Source organism: Ochrobactrum sp. 19YEA23 (assembly GCF_029909865.1).
In the GTDB taxonomy this organism is placed as follows: Bacteria; Pseudomonadota; Alphaproteobacteria; order Rhizobiales; family Rhizobiaceae; genus Brucella; species Brucella gambitense.
The window spans coordinates 1,125,632-1,143,751 of the sequence record NZ_JASAMQ010000001.1; the positions used below are offsets into that span (position 1 = coordinate 1,125,632).

An 18,120-nucleotide genomic window follows, 5' to 3' on the forward strand; every position below is an offset into this window, starting at 1 on the left:
TTTTTATGAGGTCGCAGTTTTGAGCCTGCTGAGATTCTGGTGCTGTCGAGCCGAAAATGGTGCGGTTTGAGAACCGGAGCGGAGTGTACTTTTGGGTACATGAGCACCGGAAGCGAAAAACCGTGCCGTTTGCAGGCCGTCAGCGCCTGAATATCACAGGCTTCAACCGGCGTAGTTCAGGCGCAGACGGGAAACGCCGACTGCTGCATTGAGGCCGCGCTGGCCCTGAACCGAAATCGGCTGCAGCGAAATCGTCTTCCACGAACCGCCGGTCAGGATGTTCGTGCCGAAGCCGATGCCGATGGCTGCATTAGCCGAAGCGCCGACATAACGGCCCTTGAGCGCGCCTTCCGGACGAACGGTCGGTGCCCAGACGGCCCAGGCAACAGTACCGCCATTGATGAAGCCGACATCAACGCCGAGCTTGGTGATGGTGCCGGTGTAACGTTCCATAGGGTTACCACGACGCGCAGGGCGGAATACACAATCAACATCCTGCTGGCTGCCGATGATCACACCGATCGCCGGGGAGATGTCGCAGGTGAGAGTGCCGACTTCCGAACGCGGCTGCGTGCGACCCGAAGCGGGAGGAGCTACGAAGTCTGCCGCGATGGCGGGAGCGGTGACAGCAATGCCGGAAATGACGGCCATTGCGGACAGGAAGGAAGTCGAAAAACGGAGAGACATGATCTTGTCCTCTTCTTGAACACATATTGAAAGAGACGGGTCTGAATGGGCTCGTCTCAATAACGGGGATTGCCGAAGCAAGTTCCCTTACAATCAAGAATTAGAGCTTTTTGCGGGAAATTAAAGTTTTATTAACAAAAAACTTGGGGTGTGATGAATTTGTCGCGCATAAGCGCCGGTAAGCGCCCTCAGGCGCTCACGATCATAGCGTCGGGCATCGCATCGGGAAGAGGCGCATCGCCGTCCTTCCGTCCGCTGGCAAGCTGCCGCAGAACAAGCGGATAAATCCGGTGCTCAGCTTTCAAAACGCGTGCCGCCAACGTGTCGGCAGTGTCGCCTTCGATGACCGGTACAGCTGCTTGCGCCAGAATGGGGCCTTCGTCCATACCTTCCGTCACAAGATGCACGGTGCAGCCGGCAAGCTTGACGCCTGCGTCGATGGCGCGCTGATGCGTGTGCAAGCCGGGGAACAGCGGCAGCAGGGAAGGGTGAATGTTGAGGATGCGTCCTTCATAGGGCGCGATAAAGCGCCCGGACAGAAGCCGCATATAGCCAGCAAGACAGAGAAGGTCGGGCTTCAACGCGGCCAGTGCGGCAAGGATGGCATCTTCATGTTCGTCCTTCGACGCAAAATCCTTGCGTTTGAAAACATGTGTGGCAATGCCAGCGGCCTCAGCCTTGGCGAGGCCGCCTGCTTCTGCCTTGTCGGAAAAGACCGCGACGATTTCCGCCGGAAAATCGGGTGTCTGTGCAGCCCGGATCAGCGCCTCCATATTGGAGCCGCCGCCGGAGATGAAGATGACGACCCGTTTGCGGCTCATAGTGCGAGCGTGCCCTTATAGACGACGCCGTCCTTTTCGCGTGCGATCATGCGACCGAGCGTGACGACCTGTTCGCCTTCGGCAACGAGGGCTGCGACCACTTCGTCAACCTTTTCAGGCGTGACGACGGCGATCATGCCGATGCCGCAATTGAAGGTACGAAGCATTTCGACAGGCTCCACGCCGCCAGTTTTGGCAAGCCAGGAGAAAACCGGCGGTACGGCAATTGCCGTCAGATTGACTTCGGCAGCCAGACCTTCCGGCAGAACGCGCGGAATATTGTCGGGGAAGCCGCCGCCAGTGATATGCGCCAGCGCCTTGATGCCATCGGAAGCACGGATGGCTGCAAGGAGCGGCTTCACATAGATGCGTGTCGGGGTGAGAAGCGCTTCGCCCAGAGTCGAACCCGGCTGGAATGGCGCATCGGACTTCCAGCCAAGACCGGACAGTTCAACAATGCGGCGCACCAGAGAGAAGCCGTTGGAATGAACGCCGGAAGAGGCGAGGCCGAGAATGATATCACCTTCGGCAATATCGCCGCGCGGCAGCAGCCGGTCGCGCTCTGCCGCACCCACGGCGAAACCGGCCAGATCATAATCGCCATCGCGATACATGCCGGGCATTTCAGCGGTTTCGCCGCCGATCAGCGCAGAGCCTGCCTGACGGCAGCCTTCGGCAATACCTGCAACGATGTCCACGCCCTGATCGGGCGACAGCTTGCCGGTTGCATAATAATCGAGGAAGAAAAGCGGCTCTGCGCCCTGTACGACCAGATCGTTCACGCACATGGCGACAAGGTCGATGCCCACCGTGTCGTGCTTGTCGGCGTCAATGGCGATCTTCAGCTTGGTGCCCACGCCATCATTGGCGGCGACCAGAACCGGATCCTTGAAACCAGCCGCTTTCAGATCGAAGAGGCCGCCGAAACCGCCGATTTCGCCATCCGCACCGGGGCGGCGCGTCGAACGGACGAGCGGCTTGATCTTTTCAACCATCAGGTTTCCGGCATCGATATCGACACCTGCCTGCGCATAGGTCAGGCCATTGTGGCCGGCGAGCTTGTTTTCCGAGGTCATGGCCTGCTCCTGAAACTGGGTGCTATCCACCTGCGCGCAATGACACGAGATGGCTTTGCCCGCAAGGTCATGAAGCACGAAAAGCGCAAAACTCCGCTGGAATCTGCCCAGTTTTTCGCAGGACCGGTCATGTCCGTGTCAATACAGATGTCTGTTGCGCTCGCTTTGCATTTCGCGCAGCCCGGTCTACTCTTATCTAAAGAATGAGCCGTGCATCAGCGATAAGGTGACGGTAATGCAATTCTGATATTGTTTTGCCAGCAGGTCTTTGCAGAGAACGGAACCATATGGTCAAGAAACCGACGCCGACACGCCAGACGAGCACCAAGACGGGTACGAACAGGACTGGCGCCGCTGTTTCGGCTGAGAGCGGCAGCAAAGTCATTCGTCAAAAGGATGCTATCGCCTCAGACGGCAATATCCACGTCAATGTCGAGGTTGGCGGTTTTACGGGCACGACGGTTCGGCGTCAGGCAATGTTCTGGGTCGCGACAATGGCCGTGTTCGTGCTGTTTCTGGTGGTTTTCAGTTCAGTCCTGCTGCCCTTTGTGGCGGGCATGGCTCTGGCTTACTTCCTCGATCCGGTGGCTGACCGGCTTCAGCGCTTCGGCCTGTCGCGTTTGACGGCAACTGTCGTCATCCTGCTGGTTTTCCTGATTGCACTCGTCGTTGGTCTGATGATCATCGTGCCAATTCTGGCAACGCAGCTTGCCGATTTCATTTCCAAGGTGCCGGGTTATATCACCCAGTTGCAGTCATTGCTCGCCAATGAAAACTCGCAATGGCTGAAGAAATATATCGGCATCGACAGTTCGGTCATTCAGCAAAATCTGAGCGCGCTGCTTCAGCAGGGTGCTGGTTTCATGACCACGCTGCTTCAGTCCCTGTGGAATTCGGGGAAATCGCTGATCGATATTGCAGGGCTTTTCGTGGTCACGCCGGTGGTCGCCTTCTACATGCTTCTCGACTGGGACCGTATGGTCAACCGCATCGATTCCTGGGTGCCGCGCGCCCAGCTTCACACGGTGCGCCAGATCGCGCGCGAAATGAATGCAGCGGTTGCAGGCTTCATTCGCGGGCAGGGCACGCTCTGCCTCATTCTTGGTACGTATTATGCTCTCGGCCTGACCCTCACGGGGCTCAATTTCGGCCTGCTGATCGGCTTTTTTGCCGGTCTGATCTCCTTCATTCCTTATATCGGCTCGTTCGTCGGTCTGGCACTCGCTATTGGTGTGGCGCTGGTACAATTCTGGCCGGACTGGATCATGATCTGCGCGGTTGCGGCAGTGTTTTTCATCGGCCAGTTTGTGGAAGGAAACATCCTCCAGCCCAAGCTGGTTGGCTCATCGGTCGGCCTTCATCCAGTATGGCTGATGTTCGCTCTGTTCGCGTTCGGTTCACTGTTCGGCTTCACCGGAATGCTGGTTGCGGTGCCCGCTGCGGCGGCAGTCGGGGTGCTTGTGCGTTTTGCCTTGAATCGCTATCTCAATTCACCGATGTACGATCCAGCCTTTCATCGTCGCGACCCGGATGCGGGGCCGCTGATCGAGGCAGGCGAGAATGCAGGCCCGAATGCAGGCAGGGACAAATGAGACTGAACCGCAATCTGGACGGGTGTGCGGGAGGCAGCGATGCGTGACGCCCCGCGTCAGATTCCGCTGAATCTTGAACACCAGCCCGGTTATCACCGCGAGGACTTGATCGTCACGGGCTCAAACCGTGCGGCGATCGACCTTATCGACCGCTGGCCGAACTGGGTATCGCCGGTTACGATTCTGGCCGGGCCTACCGGCGCGGGCAAGACGCATCTCGCAGAAGTCTGGCGCGCGGGCACGGATGCGCTTCTGGTTGATCCAGCGCGTATTACGGATGAAATCGTTCAGGCCGCTGCAGAGCGCGCCGTGCTCATCGACGATATTGGTGGCGCTCCCTTCGATGAAACGGGGCTGTTTCACCTGATCAACAGCGTCCGACAACATGCAGCGCAGGGCTTCGGGCCGTCGCTTTTGATGACGTCGCGCCTGTGGCCCGCAAACTGGAACGTGAAGCTGCCCGACCTCGCATCACGGCTGAAAGCGGCGACCGTCGTTGAAATCGCCGAGCCGGACGATTTGCTGCTGTCGGGCGTCATTCATAAGCTTTTTGCTGACCGTCAGGTCAGTGTCGAGCCGCATGTCGTGACTTATCTGGTCAGCCGGATTGAGCGTTCGCTCCTGTCTGCAATCCAGATCGTCGACAAGCTCGACCGGGCAGCACTGGAACAGAAGACCCGCATCACGCGGGCGCTGGCGGCGCAGGTGCTGGCCGATATCGATGGTCAGTCAGGCGGCCAAACTGGCGACAAGGCAGGCTGACGGTGAAGATTGTCGTCACGGGGGCAGGCGGGTTTATCGGCAGCGCAGTTGCGCAGCAGCTAAACCACGAGCGCCATCAGGTCACGCCCCTCTCTCGCAGCGATCTGGCACATGCGGATTTCGCAGAGATTGAGGTGGTCGTGCATTGCGCGGCCCTTGCACACCGCACGGGCGCGGAACGACCCGATGCCGATGCCTTCGACGCGGTCAATCATCGGCTGACGGTTGAACTCGCTGCAAAGGCAAAGCAGGCGGGCGTAAAACGCTTTATCTTCGTTTCAACGATCTACACCATTGCCGGAAACCCGTCGCCGCTGACTCCCGACATGCCGCTGGCTCCGAGGGCAGACGACGACTATGGACGCGCCAAGGCAATAGCGGAAGCGGCACTGTTGGCGATGACCGGCATCGAGATTGTGATTGCACGTCCCGTGCTCGTCTACGGTCCCGGTGCACGCGCCAATCTGCGGGCCCTGATGAAGCTTTGCGATAGTGCCCTGCCGCTGCCTTTCGGCATGGCAAACAACCGGCGCAGCTTCATATCCTTGCAAAATGCCGCCCGCGCACTTGTGTTCCTGTCGCAGGCGCCTGCCGAGAAAGTCGTCGGGCGAGTGTTCCATCTGGCCGAGCCCAAGCCGCGTTCAACGCGCGAGCTGGTATCCATCGCCCGCAGGGCGATGGGGCGTCCGGTGCGGCTTCTTCCTGTGCCGCCAGTGCTGATGCGCTTGCTGCTGACGGGGCTTGGCAGAAAAGGACTTTATGAGCAGCTGTTCGGTGATCTGACTGCGGATACGTCATCGCTGATTGAGGCCGGGTTTGAATATCTCCCCGGCGACCCGCAGATTGAAGCCATGGCTTTGGAAGCCCGAAAAGCCTAGTTCTTGTCCCCAACAGCCTTGGGCGGGACAATGCGAGACTGCGTCTGCACTGGCGCGCTTTTTGCGATTTCCGGCTTCTTGTTGACCGACCCGGTAATCAGGGTTGCGCTATCCGGCTTGTTGCGACCACCGACAAGCTGGTCTTCATGCACCCAGCCAATCATATTGGTCTTCGGCACGATGATGCGATGCCAACGGCCAGTTTTACCGTAAGAGCGCATCTCACGCCCTTTTTCCACGGTGCCGATGGCTGCGGATTTATCCCAGGCGTTTTTGTGAATGGTCAGTTGCGTCCTGGCATAGACCACCGAAGGCGAATGCGCGGGCGTGTTGACACCGCGTGGCGGCATCATATGTGGGCCGGTCGGCGCTGACGCAACGACCTGATTGGTCGGGCGTGGCGGCTTTGGCGCCTGAACGGTCACTTGAGTGGGGGCTTGCACTGGTGCCTGCTGAACGGGCTTCTGTACGACAGGCGCAACAGGTGCGGACGGGCGCGGCACAGGACCAACAGCAGCGCCATAGTCCTTGTCCTTGGACGGCGCGGTCGGCTCTGGAGCTTTGGCGGTAACGGTCGGCTTGCTCTCTGTGCGAGGCGAGGCCGATGCGAAAGGATTGGTCGCGGAACGCTGAAACAGAGCGACCAGCGCGTCCTGCGGGCTCTTGTGCTGCGATGTGGCCCACAGGCTGAAAGCACCGAGACCGAGGATCGCTGCCAGCGCCAGTACAGGCGTAGACGAACCAGATCCGCCCTTGGCAGTGCGGGTCCTCTTTTTTGGTGCAGCCTTTCGGGCAGGCTTCCGTGCAGCCATATGTCTGACCCCTGTTCGAATCGCGATGGCTAGACGCTAACAAGTCTTCCTTCGCATTTCGTTACCTGGGGGTGATCGGGCCATGGCTGGCCCGCCAAATAGAAAACGCCGCTTTCGCGGCGCATCCAAGTCATTATGAAGAAGCTGATCAGTGTCCGGACGTCTTGCCGTCACAGGAAGTTTCACCGGAAACCTTATCCTGTTGTTTCTGGTTCGATTCCTGCTCTTCAACTGCGTCGCGCCACTGGGCCCATTCGCGTTCGTGACGACGATAAAGTTCATCGGAAACAGTCTGGATACTCATTTCGATCCTCCGTTCATCTGGCGAAGCAAATAACACGGAGCTGTCCAGAACGTTGCATCACAAAGCGTAAGCGCTTGAAATCTAAATCGGTTTATATGTTTATAACCTTTTCAGACCTCAATTTTCCTGAACGGAAACACCACCTTCTCCGATTTTCAACTCAATCCCGGCGGGTTTTGTCTCTTCGCGATAGACGTAAAAAGCCAGACCAGCCGCAACGACGACCAAAGCGCCGATAATCAGATAAAGCCCGTTTCTGTTCACGTGTAACTCCTCATTATGATCGATAAAGGTGGAACGCCTGAACGCGGCATCGGTTCCGATAAAGAAAACCCACGCAAGCTGATGCCTGCGTGGGTTGTTGGCCGATTGATCTAAGGATCAATGTATTACGGCGGGCAGGGTTTCTGCCGGAACCATATGGGTGAATGGCGGCAGATAGGCCTGTGCCATCACGAGAAGGCCGATGAGCGACGCCAGTGCAATCGAGTGGAAAAACACGTAGCGCAGGATTTTCGACTCATGGCCGTACCATTGGGTGGCTGTAGAGGCGACAACGATGGATTGCGCATCGATCATCTTGCCCATGACACCGCCCGATGAGTTGGACGCAGCCATGAGCACCGGCGAAAGCCCAAGCTGTTCGGCGGTGATCTTCTGCAATCCGCCGAAAAGCACGTTGGATGCCGTGTCCGAGCCGGTCAGGGCAACGCCGAGCCAGCCCAGCATTGCGCCGAAGAACGGATAGACCCAGCCAGTCTGTGCGAATGCAAGGCCGAGCGTGGCATCGGTGCCGGAATAGCGGGTGACATAGCCCAGCGCCAGCATGGCCGCGATGGTGATGAGCGAGAAGCGCACCACATAGGCAGTCTTGCCGTATTCCTTCAGCAGCTTGAACGGATTGAAGCCCAGAACCAGTCCCGCCACGATGGCAGAGAGCAGGATGCCCGATCCGGTGGCCGATAGCAGGTTAAGCGTATAGACCGCCGCCTCTGAATGGGCTTCGGCGACGACGGGCGGCACCTTGAATACAAGATTATGCAGATAAGGCACCTGAACCTTCAGCACCCAGAGCGAGTCGAGCCATGTGCGGAACTGCGGCGTTCCCCAGAGAAACACGAAGACCGACAGGATCAGCCATGGCAGCCATGCGCGGAAAACGGTGCCGCTCGCATGTTGCTGGGGCGGTGTATAGGGCGCGGCGACTTCATCCGCATCGAGACTGGTGGACGTCCAGATGCGTTTCGGTTGCCATATCCGCAGAAATCCGGCGAGCGCTGCCATGGAACAGACGGCGGCAATCACATCGACCAGCCACGGACCATGGAAGTTTGAAACCAGATATTGCGGAATGGCAAAGGCCACACCCGCAACAAGCAAGGCAGGCCAGACTTCCAACATGCCCTTGCGTCCGGCAAAGGCCCAGATCAGCCAGAAGGGCACAATAACCGAGAAGAACGGCAGCTGTCGTCCGATCATACCGGAGAGTTGCAGGAGATCGATACCCGTCACGGCGGAAAGAGCGATGACCGGCGTTCCAAGTGCGCCATAGGCGACGGGCGCGGTGTTTGCGATCAGCGATAGGCCTGCCGCCGGGAGAGGGGCAAAGCCCAGACCCATGAGCATGGCGGCTGTCACGGCCACTGGCGTGCCGAAACCGGCCGCACCTTCGAAGAATGCGCCGAAGGAAAAGGCGATGAACAAAAGCTGGAGCCGTCGATCCGGCGTTATCCCGGCGATTGAATCGCGCAGAATGTTGAATTGCCCGGTCTGTTCGGTAAGGCGATAGAGAAAAATAACGTTCAGGATGATCCAGCCGATGGGCAGAAGCCCGTAGGCCGCGCCATAGACGACTGTTGCACCTGCCTTGTCGGCGGGCATTCCAAATCCAATGACGGCGATGACGAGAGCGGTCAGAAGACCAAGTATTGCTGCAGTATGGGCTTTCATGTGGAGAAAGCCGATGCCGCCCAACAGGACGACAATTGGCAAAGCGGCGAGCAATGTTGACCAAAACATGCTGCCCAAAGGGTCATATACTTGATTCCAGGGCATGGTTCCTCCCTTCCTGGACTGAAAATGTTCCTCTCTTCAATGCAAAATGCTTCATCGGTCTGGGTACCGATGAATAGGCAATAGACAGCCATCCTCTCCCGGGAGGTGCCTATTGCCGATAGTTGACTTATGTTGACGATTGATTGGTAAACTTACTTTACCAGGGCTGTCAATTCTACCGCGTCTGCTACTTTAGGCATGGCGATGCTATTCAAGTCCGAAACAAGACTGTTCTTCCCGCGCTGACGTTACGTCAGAACTATGCCTTGTCGGGAAGTTACGTACCGCCAGCAGCCGCTTTTTCGTCGTTATTCCAGCGCACAATAAAAGGCCTCTTTGAGAGGAGGCTGTCATGGTCACGCGCGCATTGCCGCCGAAGGAATTCGAGGCACAGAATGTTCGTCAGGGCAGGCAGGGAACCCAGGTTCTAACCGTGTTGATTGCCAGTCTGATGGCATCCATCGTCGTGTGGATGTTTGTCGGGCTATTCGGATAAAACCGGGCTGATGAGCGGCATTCACCTTTTGTCGTCGTTCACCGAACAAGCGGTGCGGCGAGGGATGGCGCTAGTGCGAATCGCGCACGCGGTAGCAGCGGGAGCCTGTTGAGGCATTCAACGTTGCATTGAAGGGAGCAGGTTTGCGCATGTGAACCTGCCCTTGATCTTTGGTGCTTCAGGTCAATCGCGGGTGCTGGTCGCGGTGTCGGAGGGTCTTTTGGGGATATCCGACCTGTTATGTGTCAACCCGTCGATTTTTTTATGAAAGTTTGAAAATAGCGCTTGCCTTAAGAGAGCGAATTCTCTAGTGAACGCAACGTCCGAAAGGGCCACGGAGCGTAGCGCAGCCTGGTAGCGCACCTGATTTGGGATCAGGGGGTCGCAGGTTCGAATCCTGCCGCTCCGACCAACAAGAACCATAGTCTTCCCAACACTTTAGAGATTTTGGCCGTATGTCCCGTGCGACTTCGTGCGACGGTCGTGCGACATACTAAGTCGCACGGGCGGTTTTACGGTCAGTAATGCATCGCGTCGTAGATCAGTCGTGCTGGCAGAAATGTGCCTCTGAACGCTTTCCCCTCGGCAAAGTTCAATGGACCCGTCGGCCGAGATCCGGGCAGGGATGACAAGGCATGCCGGTGCAAGCCTTCTCCCCAGGCGCTGCCGTCAAACAGCCGGTTGACGCCAACGCCGGCCGACGCGACGACAAAGCCTTCATTGGTCGCAAAGTCGCTTACGATCCGGATCCCGGCCATTCTCAACAATAGTCTCGAGTCTTCATTGTCATTCAGAGCCGATTCGATCATGCGCCTGATTGGCGTCTCTCCGTCTGGCTTGAACATGAGTAAGTGTCGAAGGCAGGTAAATGCATCTTCGGTGATTTCCTTGGGCAACGGCTGCAGCTGATCGACCTGAATGTCGATATGGAAATGCAGTCTTACTTTTCCTTGGCCGATGTTTTCGGTTTCGATAATGCAATGCTGTTTCAAAATAAGCCTCCCGCCCTCTCGTTATAAATAATGCCGCGCCAGGCTCATCCTGACGCGGCTGGAATTGAGGGGCGGTTGAATCGCGGGGCGATTCCCTAAACCGACTATTAAGGCTAATAGCCGATTTCCGTTTCGCCATCGGCTTCGTACCAGGACACCATTTTCCGGATCGCGCTGTCTGCCATTTCCGGATGGCGTGCAAGATAATGTCGCAGGATCCGCGTGGCACTCTCGGCAGTGTGGCCGGTGACGGATATGATTTCCGGAATAGTGGCGCCAGCCAGCGCCATCCAGGTAACAGATGTATCGCGGAAATCGAGATCCTGCAGATCATGAAGGGAGATCAACGGCGAGATCTCGTAAACGATCCGCACGTCGTAGACGGCTTCGCCTTTTCGGTGCTTTTCGTAGGCTCGCTTGAGCGCCACATTCATAGCCTTCACAGATGGAAAGTTCTTCTGTGTCGCAGAAACGTCCACAACGCCGATGATTGCAGCGTCGCGCACCTTTGAGAAAATATCATGATAGTGGCGCTTGCTGAATGACTTCCATAGCTTCTCGTCCAGAATGACGCGCGGGTCTTTGATCTTCGAAGCTTCGCGACGCTTCTTTGATGCTTCGAGCCGACGCTCCAGCTCCGGAGCTTGCATGACGGCAACGATTTCACCGGTCTTCGATTGCTTGAAGATCCGTCGCTTGTTCATCAGCCCTTTATCGATCAGCTCTCGGCGGTCGCCCTGGCGCTGACCGCTCCATACCGCGAGCACGATCATATCACCGATCTCTGGCCGGCCGATCCGGTCAGCTGCGGCTACCAGTGCAAGGATCTCCGGTCGCGTGCCAAATCTGACGCGCGGGGCAGGCGATTCCATCTGCAGTTTTGTTGCCGGATTGTCGAGCAGCTTCACACGGCCGCGCAGCATTCCCCAGCTGATGGCGGAAGAAAGTGTCAGCAGAACACCTTTGGCCGTCGCTAGGCCGCGTTGATCCCAAAGGCTGTCGAAAAGGTTGCGACACGTCGGCCGATCGAGCGACCGCACATCGGAAACCCACAGTTCGCCATCGTGCTGCATGAGGACGTTCATTTTGTCTCTGTAGTCGTTCATCGTCGTCGGGCTGTAGGAGCGTGTGCCGCCCAGCTTCCATTTCGGATTGCGTCGCGGATTGGTCCAGTCTTCAATCAGATTTTCTACGGTGTAGCCGTGATATTTATGCGGCGCACTTCGTGGACCGGGAGCCTTTTTCCCGGCTAGTTCCAAGCGGGTCCTTTTCTCAGCAATTTCAAGCTGAAATGAAGCAGACCAATCTACTGCTTCTCCACGCGTGAACCATCGACCATCTTTATGGCGTAGGTCTTTACCACTGTAGCCCATATTCCGAAGCTCGGTCCCCGGCTGAAACCGTGGGCGACCGTCGCGCCATGAAACATGTGGATGTGGGTTTGCCTTCTTGGCCATGCTCGATACTCCAAACACTGCGAGCGAAAAGAAAAAGCCCGACGGAACGCAGAGGGGCGGGCGTTCCGCCGGGCTAGCAGGCCGCCGGCGGGGGCTTGGCGGCCTATCGGTGGATCTCAGTTGTCAAACCAGATCCGTTGTCGGGTTTTCGTCGGCATGAGTGCCATCAGCCAGAGCGCGGCAATCAGCAGGAAAACGGATAATGCTGCGAGGAATGTCAGCGCCTCGATCATCAGCCCATACCAAGGGCGTCCATGTAGAGTTGCAGCATCGCATCCTCTTCCTGGCGCTCATGGTCCTCTTTCTTGCGCAAGCGTATGATGGTCCGGACAGCCTTGCTGTCGAAGCCTGAACCTTTGAGCTCGGCATAGACTTCGGTGATGTCGTTGCCGATGGTCTTCTTTTCTTCTTCGAGGCGCTCGATACGCTCGATGAAGGCGCGCAGCTGGCCGACGGCAATGGTTTGTGCTTCTGATGTAATGTCGTCGCTCACTGTGCGGCCTTTCTCTCGGTTTTTGCGCGCTCGCGCTCTTGCATGACGGCAAGCACCATCTGGCCTACGCCAGTGAGACGCAGACAATCGGAGCGATCGCTGATCAGATGCTTGCGGGACAGGTTGTCGACAGACTTGAGCGAAACCTTGCTTCCTTGGCCCGGAATGGCCCATCCATTGCGTCGACGATAAAATTTGTAGGTCGCGACCTCCCGCAGAAGCTTGCGCTCTGTGGGGGTTAATTCGCGCGGATCTATAAGGGTAGGTTGAGACGCGCTATTCATTGCCGCCTCCGCTATAAGGACATTCCCAGTCACAGAACTCCGTACCAGCTAGGGTGCAATGCTCGCCCAGCTGCCCATTGTTCCAGCGGCCGCAAGCGTCGCCAGTGTCCAGTTCATTGCTGAAATCGTCATCCGGCTCGTAGTCGTGGTACGGCTCATAGTCGGACATTGCGAAATGCTCGTCGATCTCGAGATGATCGAGCGAGATTGAGCCTTTTGCGGTCATGACACGACCCCATAGCGCTCGTGATGTGCCTGACGCTGCAGGCTGATGAGATCCGCGCCGGCTTCGTTGCTATTGGCTGCTCGCATAATTACGCCACCCGCGATCAACCAAAGCTCGACCGCACGGCGCGGCCACTTCCAGTCCGATCCTGGGATCGGCCGGGGAAAACCATGTTTCGCGTTGAACTTGTTCCAGTTGCGTTTCAGCCAGATCTCAGATCGGCCGATCGCGCCTGCAACCTCTTCAATGCTTGCTGTCTCGATAGAAAGCATGTCGATCACTCCGTTTGTGATTCGACATTAGGGATAAGCGAAAACGCTTACTTTGACAATAGAGATAAGCGAAATGATAAGCGGTGGCGCTTATTGAACAAATGCGCACAAATGAAGCCACCGGTGGTTTGTGCAATTCCAGAATTGCAATTCCACCGGTGGTTTGTTTAGCGATGAACAAAAATATCTCCACCGGTGGTTTGTTTACCGGTGGAGTGAACGGGAAAATTCCTGATTGGATTAGTGGCGTGGGCGGATTGTGCCAATCGACACGCCGACGATGGCAACTTTCTCATCGTCGACAACCAAGGGTTTCTGAATGCCAAGCTTGGCCGAGTGGGTCAGTACGAAAGGCATGTCGTAAACGCGTATCACGTCTTCGCTCTCTCCGGAGGTGAAGTCAGTTATTCGTACAAGCACTACATCGCCCGCTTTTGGCCGCATCTGCCGATCGACGACAAGGATGTCGCCAGGCAAAATACCTTTGAGATCGAGCGCCCAGCCCTGTACATACCAGGCGTCCCGGCCATTTTTGCCATCGACGATAGCTGCAGCTGCTTTCCCGACCCATTCTGGAAGTGGATCGCTGTGGTCCTGCAACGGAATTACATCAGCTGCTGGATTGTGACGGTCTCCACCGGGGAGCCGATGAACTGGCACGCCAGAGTAAAGAGCGATTTTTTCAAGCGTTGATTGTGTAATGCCGATGGTACCCGATGTGTCGTTTAAGTACCGGGTAACCGTTGATGCTGCGCTCCCAGAATTGAGAGCAAGTCGCGATGGAGACAGGCTGAGGTGATCAGCAACTGCCTTGATCCATGCCTTCGTGTCGCGCTGGTTTTTACTCATGCGCTGCACATTAGTGAAACGGAACTCACAACTACTCACGTTCATCACTCTTGCATCGTAAGCGTTTTCGCTTATCACGATAAGCAGAGAAACGTAAAGTGATTCGCTCATGAATTTTTCTGATCTCGAAAGCAACCGTACCCGTCTAGGGGTTACTCAGCGCGCTTTGTGTGAGCGTGCGGGTGTCCACTACATGACGTACTCGTCGATCAAGAATGGGCGACAGATCCCGAACGTCCGAACGCTCCAAAAACTCGAACAGGCGCTAATCGCCATCGAGCAAGAGAGATTGGAGAGGGCGGATGCTTGATCTGATTATCATTCTTTGCGGTGCAGTCATGTTGGTGCTTGGCTGTGGATGGCTGGTAGAAAATAAGCCGAGGTACGGCTTCGCCTGCTTCCTTTACGGCTTGCTTATGTGGGCCGCTGAGATCTGCATTGTCGCTTTCAGGTGGTGGCTCGGATGACAGAGCGCCTCACAATCCTCCATTCAGAGAAGCGCACGGAAGCGCCCAAAAGCTCGGAGAACGTCCGCGTTGTCCTACAGCATGAGGATAATTCGCGGATTTCAGTCGCAACAATGGCGGCTGATACCTCCCTGGCGACGGCGGAAGTAACTTTTCACCTGTCCGAAGCTGTCTGGATCGCTGAGCGGATTATCGCGGGCGACATGCGTGTCGCAACTCGTCCAGGTCTTGCTCGCATTCTGGCCGGCGCAGTTGTCGCGCTCGCAAAGATTGGTTTCGCTGCCGGCGCGCTGCAGATGATCGATGAAGATCCGGAGGCTCAATCAGATGAGCCATGATCTTGTTCTTGAGCTCCAAAAAATCGAGGTAACTCGCCGCCAAAATGGTGTGACGCAAGAGGCGTTAGAGCGTGCTGCAATGATCGCGGGCCGTCATTACGCCCATTTGTTAGCAGGCAGATATGCACCTCGAAAGGGAACGGTGAACGCCCTTCGCCTTGCTTTGCGCCGGCTGATTGTCACGCCCGAGGCTGACACAAGCCCGCAATCGGCCTTCTGCAACATGTCGATCCGGGCAGCGATCGCGCTGCTTTGCGAGGCTCGCGGCCTCGATGCCGAGAAAATCCAGAACTCCATCGCTTCAAAACGCGCCACGCAATCGCCGGAATGGCTCGAGGCCGCGCGCGTCCGTCGTGATGCCTGGGCTTTGGTCAGCAATGCATTCGGGATTTCAGGTTCCGACCTGGCACGCGCGGCCGGCGTCTCGAAGGCTGCAATCAGCCTTGCGTTGCGCGCCGTCGAAGATGCTCGCGACGATAATGAATTTGACCGTGAAATGGAACGGCTTGAGCGAGCTTTAACCGGAGGTGGTTGGTAATGCGCAAGATAGAAATAAGTACTGCAGATCGCCTGCCGCATGCCAATCCTGGCGTTGCGCCGATGCTTGATTGGATCCCGATCGACAAACTGGTCATTGATGACCGTTATCAGCGTGAGCTCAAGCGCGAAAACTGGACCACAATCAGGAAAATCGCCAAGAGTTTCAAATGGTCGCGCTTTTCTCCGGTGTTTGTCGCTCCAGTAGAGGGGGGATTGTTCGCCATCATAGACGGCCAACATCGTGTGCATGCGGCAGCGATGTGCGAAGTCGAGCAGGTACCATGCCAGATCGTTCAGATGACCATCGACGAGCAAGCTGCAAGCTTTGCGGCCGTGAATGGAATGGTGACGAAAGTTACGAGTTGGCAGATCTTCAAGGCGGCACTGGCCGCCGGCGAGGAGTGGGCCGTAAACGCGGCGGATATTGCCCGCGCCGGCGGTGCCAAGTTGATGATGCAAAACGCGTCCAATTGGAAAAAGCAGGCAGGAGAGATTTACGGCGTCTCGGGGTTTCGCAAGCTTGTGGAAGCTCGACCTCGCGATCTTATTGTCCGTTCGTTATCGATCCTGATGAGCGCCGAAGGTTATCGCGATGCCCCTGAAATATGGGATTCGAACGTTTTGTTTCCTCTTCTGCAGGCGATGACTGATCGACCCGCTGCGCTTGGCGAGGATCATTTCGCCAGGATGCTGGAAGATCTGGATATTTGGGCGATCATCGACAGAATTGATACGGCTACCAAAAGTAGCATGAAAGCGGGGCTCCCGTATTCTCCCAAAAAGGAGCAACTGCGCTATCAGGTCGGGCGATGGATTGATCAGACCTTTCCACAGCCCATAGCGTTGCCTGCGCGCGAGGCGCGCGCATGAACCGCCGCCTTATCTCCACGGCTGTCAAAGCGCGGCGTTTCGAGCCTGCAACCAGTCTCGATTTCTTCCCGACGCCGCCATGGGCCACACGCGCATTCTGCGAATATGTAATGCCTGTCGTCTCGCCTTATTCGGACCGGTTCAAGGCCACCGCCTGGGATCCTGCCTGCGGTCAGGGCCACATGATGAATGCTTTGAGCGATTATTTCGAACGTCCTGTATTCGGCAGCGACATATTCAATTATCGCATCGGACGTCCTGTTCTAGATTTCCTCGGCCCACGCGATCCGATGATCCAGACTGACTGGATCATTACCAATCCACCTTTCAAGGATGGTGCACGGTTTGTCATGCGTGCGCTCGAGCTCGCCAGCGTCGGCGTTGCCATGCTGGTCCGGACGCAATTCCTCGAAACCGCCGATCGGTATCGCCAGCTTTATCAAAAGCGGCCTGCAGATCTGATTGCACAGTTCGTCGAGCGCGTGCCGATGCATCGCGGCCGGTGGGTCGTGAACGGGAAAACTGCCACTTCATATTGCTGGCTGGTCTGGCTTCGTCATCGCGAACATGCGCGATCGCGCGCTGCAGCGCATTTCGGGCAGGGCTTCATCTGGATCCCGCCATGCCGGCAGAAGCTCACGCGTCCGGATGACGTGCTGCGGTTCGGTGGCTGCGTCGATATCCCGAAAAAACACAAGGCATGGCGTCCGGAAAGGATGGCGGCATGAATAACCGCGGGGATCTGCAGGAAATCAAGGAAATGCTCAAGGATCGGGCGCAAGAGGTTTGCGAAAAGCTTCTGCCGAACGGCCGTCGCGATGGCAATCTCTATGTCAGTCATGATCCGGTCCAGGGCGATTACGACCATAAGCCTGCTCTGAAAGTGCGCCTGCGCGGTAATATAGGCGGTTGGGAGCAATTTCGGGGCGGTGCCGAAGGCGCGCGTAAGGATGTTCTCGGCCTGGTCGAATATGTGCTGCGGACTGATACAAAGGGCGCACTTGCCTGGGCGCGTGATTTCCTCGGCCTGAGATCGATGAGCCGGCAGGAACGTGAAGCCATGCAGATGGCGGCTTCTGCCAAGGCCAAGAAACGCCAGAAAGAGGATCACGATCGTCGCTTATGGCGGATCAAGAAGGCAGATGAGCTGTTATCGCAGCGCACCATGCAGATCCATCCCGATCGGCTCGATCTGCCTGCGCTTCACCATGCGCTGTCATATTTCCGTGGCCGCGATATTCCGCTCGAGGATGTGGGATATCTGCCGGCCGACACATTCCGCTTTAGTCCGCAAACTGAATGGTGGAACGGTGCGAAGTTCCAGACGGAAGGTGCACGGCGCTTCAAGGTTTCACCTGGTCCGATGTTTCCGGCCGTGCATTCGGCCATGCGATCGCAGCACGGCATCGTCACGGCATGTCATTGCACATTCCTTGATCCGCTGCAGCCCGTCAAAGCTCCTGTTGAGCCTCCGAAGCTGATTTTCGGTGAGGCCAGCGGCGCTGTCGTCGAGGTTTCATGTGGCTACTACTGCGATCCGTTCTGGCTCGCTCGACATGCCGGCACTGTCATTATCTGCGAGGGCGTCGAAACGGCACTGAGCCTCGCTATTGCCGCTCCCGAAGCCCGTGTCTGGGCCGGTGGCTCGATAACGAACATGGGAAATGCGCCTGTCTGGCTGGATTGTGTCGGGGCGATCATCCTCGCCCGCGACAACAATCACGGCAATCCGACGGCGCAAAAACAGATCCAGCAGACGATCGACAAGCTCGAAAGCTGGGGCAAGCCGCTCACGGTTATCAACTCGCACCTGGGCGACGATTTCAACGACCTAATGAAAGGTGAATGA

Annotated in this window: 24 protein-coding genes and 1 tRNA gene; 11 read left to right on the forward strand and 14 right to left on the reverse strand. The window is 57.0% G+C overall.

The window, feature by feature from the left end; translation table 11 throughout:
- Positions 1-162: 162 nt before the first annotated feature.
- The 3 genes from QBD01_RS05170 to purM all read right to left on the reverse strand — a co-directional run bounded on the left by QBD01_RS05170 (position 163) and on the right by purM (position 2,584).
- A complete protein-coding gene (locus QBD01_RS05170) occupies positions 163-687 on the reverse strand; it encodes a DUF992 domain-containing protein (RefSeq protein WP_280991860.1) in 525 nt (174 codons plus the stop codon).
- 188 nt (positions 688-875) lie between these two features.
- A complete protein-coding gene (purN, locus tag QBD01_RS05175) occupies positions 876-1,508 on the reverse strand; it encodes a phosphoribosylglycinamide formyltransferase (RefSeq protein ID WP_280991861.1) in 633 nt (210 codons plus the stop codon).
- Positions 1,505-2,584 carry a phosphoribosylformylglycinamidine cyclo-ligase gene (gene purM, locus QBD01_RS05180; RefSeq protein WP_078340758.1) on the reverse strand — a complete coding sequence of 360 codons (1,080 nt, stop codon included), beginning with the start codon at positions 2,582-2,584 and terminating at the stop codon, positions 1,505-1,507. The genes purN and purM overlap by 4 nt, the downstream gene beginning before the upstream one ends.
- A gap of 287 nt (positions 2,585-2,871) precedes the next feature.
- Between purM and QBD01_RS05185 the strand changes: the two genes are divergently transcribed.
- From QBD01_RS05185 to QBD01_RS05195, 3 genes are read left to right on the forward strand one after another with little or no spacing between them, the layout of a single operon-like run.
- Complete coding sequence (locus QBD01_RS05185) at positions 2,872-4,176, forward strand: AI-2E family transporter (RefSeq protein WP_280991862.1); 1,305 nt, start codon at positions 2,872-2,874, stop codon at positions 4,174-4,176.
- 39 nt (positions 4,177-4,215) lie between these two features.
- On the forward strand, positions 4,216-4,938 hold the full coding sequence (gene hdaA / locus QBD01_RS05190) for a DnaA regulatory inactivator HdaA (RefSeq protein WP_280991863.1): 723 nt from the start codon (positions 4,216-4,218) through the stop codon (positions 4,936-4,938).
- A gap of 2 nt (positions 4,939-4,940) precedes the next feature.
- A complete protein-coding gene (locus QBD01_RS05195; protein ID WP_280991864.1) occupies positions 4,941-5,816 on the forward strand; it encodes an NAD-dependent epimerase/dehydratase family protein in 876 nt (291 codons plus the stop codon).
- Here the strand turns inward: QBD01_RS05195 and QBD01_RS05200 are convergent.
- The 4 genes from QBD01_RS05200 to QBD01_RS05215 all read right to left on the reverse strand — a co-directional run bounded on the left by QBD01_RS05200 (position 5,813) and on the right by QBD01_RS05215 (position 8,987).
- The gene (locus tag QBD01_RS05200) at positions 5,813-6,628 is read right to left on the reverse strand and encodes a hypothetical protein (protein WP_280991865.1); all 816 of its coding nucleotides are present in this window, start codon (positions 6,626-6,628) and stop codon (positions 5,813-5,815) included. The two genes, QBD01_RS05195 and QBD01_RS05200, sit on opposite strands and share 4 nt — an antisense overlap.
- 148 nt (positions 6,629-6,776) lie before the next feature.
- On the reverse strand, positions 6,777-6,932 hold the full coding sequence (locus tag QBD01_RS05205) for a hypothetical protein (protein ID WP_167836021.1): 156 nt from the start codon (positions 6,930-6,932) through the stop codon (positions 6,777-6,779).
- Between the two features lie 117 nt (positions 6,933-7,049).
- Positions 7,050-7,196 carry a hypothetical protein gene (locus QBD01_RS05210; RefSeq protein WP_182520169.1) on the reverse strand — a complete coding sequence of 49 codons (147 nt, stop codon included), beginning with the start codon at positions 7,194-7,196 and terminating at the stop codon, positions 7,050-7,052.
- Between the two features lie 117 nt (positions 7,197-7,313).
- Positions 7,314-8,987, reverse strand: a complete 1,674-nt coding sequence (locus tag QBD01_RS05215) for an L-lactate permease (RefSeq protein ID WP_280991866.1) — start codon at positions 8,985-8,987, stop codon at positions 7,314-7,316.
- A 352-nt stretch (positions 8,988-9,339) separates the two neighbouring features.
- On the opposite strand from QBD01_RS05215, the gene QBD01_RS05220 reads away from it, so the two are divergent.
- Both QBD01_RS05220 and QBD01_RS05225 read left to right on the forward strand, forming a co-directional pair.
- Positions 9,340-9,483: a hypothetical protein gene (locus tag QBD01_RS05220; protein ID WP_162762641.1), complete on the forward strand. Its 144-nt coding sequence runs from the start codon at positions 9,340-9,342 to the stop codon at positions 9,481-9,483.
- Between the two features lie 335 nt (positions 9,484-9,818).
- Positions 9,819-9,895 (forward strand) — tRNA-Pro (locus QBD01_RS05225).
- A 106-nt stretch (positions 9,896-10,001) separates the two neighbouring features.
- Here QBD01_RS05225 and QBD01_RS05230 read toward each other — a convergent pair.
- The 7 genes from QBD01_RS05230 to QBD01_RS05260 all read right to left on the reverse strand — a co-directional run bounded on the left by QBD01_RS05230 (position 10,002) and on the right by QBD01_RS05260 (position 14,167).
- Positions 10,002-10,475 carry a hypothetical protein gene (locus QBD01_RS05230; RefSeq protein ID WP_280991867.1) on the reverse strand — a complete coding sequence of 158 codons (474 nt, stop codon included), beginning with the start codon at positions 10,473-10,475 and terminating at the stop codon, positions 10,002-10,004.
- A 113-nt stretch (positions 10,476-10,588) separates the two neighbouring features.
- Positions 10,589-11,932, reverse strand: coding sequence for a hypothetical protein (locus QBD01_RS05235; RefSeq protein ID WP_280991868.1), 1,344 nt, complete (start codon positions 11,930-11,932; stop codon positions 10,589-10,591).
- Between the two features lie 232 nt (positions 11,933-12,164).
- Positions 12,165-12,425, reverse strand: a complete 261-nt coding sequence (locus QBD01_RS05240) for a DUF2312 domain-containing protein (RefSeq protein ID WP_280991869.1) — start codon at positions 12,423-12,425, stop codon at positions 12,165-12,167.
- Complete coding sequence (locus QBD01_RS05245; protein WP_280991870.1) at positions 12,422-12,709, reverse strand: hypothetical protein; 288 nt, start codon at positions 12,707-12,709, stop codon at positions 12,422-12,424. The genes QBD01_RS05240 and QBD01_RS05245 overlap by 4 nt, the downstream gene beginning before the upstream one ends.
- Positions 12,702-12,935, reverse strand: coding sequence for a hypothetical protein (locus QBD01_RS05250; protein WP_280991871.1), 234 nt, complete (start codon positions 12,933-12,935; stop codon positions 12,702-12,704). The genes QBD01_RS05245 and QBD01_RS05250 overlap by 8 nt, the downstream gene beginning before the upstream one ends.
- Positions 12,932-13,207 (reverse strand): hypothetical protein, encoded by a 276-nt coding sequence (locus QBD01_RS05255; RefSeq protein ID WP_280991872.1) that lies wholly within the window; start codon positions 13,205-13,207, stop codon positions 12,932-12,934. The genes QBD01_RS05250 and QBD01_RS05255 overlap by 4 nt, the downstream gene beginning before the upstream one ends.
- 240 nt (positions 13,208-13,447) lie before the next feature.
- The gene (locus QBD01_RS05260; protein ID WP_280991873.1) at positions 13,448-14,167 is read right to left on the reverse strand and encodes a hypothetical protein; all 720 of its coding nucleotides are present in this window, start codon (positions 14,165-14,167) and stop codon (positions 13,448-13,450) included.
- Between QBD01_RS05260 and QBD01_RS25410 the strand changes: the two genes are divergently transcribed.
- The 6 genes from QBD01_RS25410 (at position 14,166) to QBD01_RS05285 (ending at position 18,120) form a co-directional block, all read left to right on the forward strand.
- Entirely contained in the window at positions 14,166-14,366 is a 201-nt protein-coding gene (locus QBD01_RS25410) for a helix-turn-helix domain-containing protein (protein WP_392391308.1), read from the forward strand. The genes QBD01_RS05260 and QBD01_RS25410 overlap by 2 nt on opposite strands.
- A gap of 153 nt (positions 14,367-14,519) precedes the next feature.
- Positions 14,520-14,861, forward strand: a complete 342-nt coding sequence (locus QBD01_RS05265) for a hypothetical protein (protein ID WP_280991874.1) — start codon at positions 14,520-14,522, stop codon at positions 14,859-14,861.
- Complete coding sequence (locus QBD01_RS05270) at positions 14,851-15,399, forward strand: hypothetical protein (protein WP_280991875.1); 549 nt, start codon at positions 14,851-14,853, stop codon at positions 15,397-15,399. Before QBD01_RS05265 ends, QBD01_RS05270 begins: the two co-directional genes overlap by 11 nt.
- The gene (locus QBD01_RS05275) at positions 15,399-16,271 is read left to right on the forward strand and encodes a ParB N-terminal domain-containing protein (protein WP_280991876.1); all 873 of its coding nucleotides are present in this window, start codon (positions 15,399-15,401) and stop codon (positions 16,269-16,271) included. The genes QBD01_RS05270 and QBD01_RS05275 overlap by 1 nt, the downstream gene beginning before the upstream one ends.
- Entirely contained in the window at positions 16,268-16,999 is a 732-nt protein-coding gene (locus tag QBD01_RS05280) for an SAM-dependent DNA methyltransferase (RefSeq protein ID WP_280991877.1), read from the forward strand. Before QBD01_RS05275 ends, QBD01_RS05280 begins: the two co-directional genes overlap by 4 nt.
- A complete protein-coding gene (locus tag QBD01_RS05285; RefSeq protein ID WP_280991878.1) occupies positions 16,996-18,120 on the forward strand; it encodes a toprim domain-containing protein in 1,125 nt (374 codons plus the stop codon). Before QBD01_RS05280 ends, QBD01_RS05285 begins: the two co-directional genes overlap by 4 nt.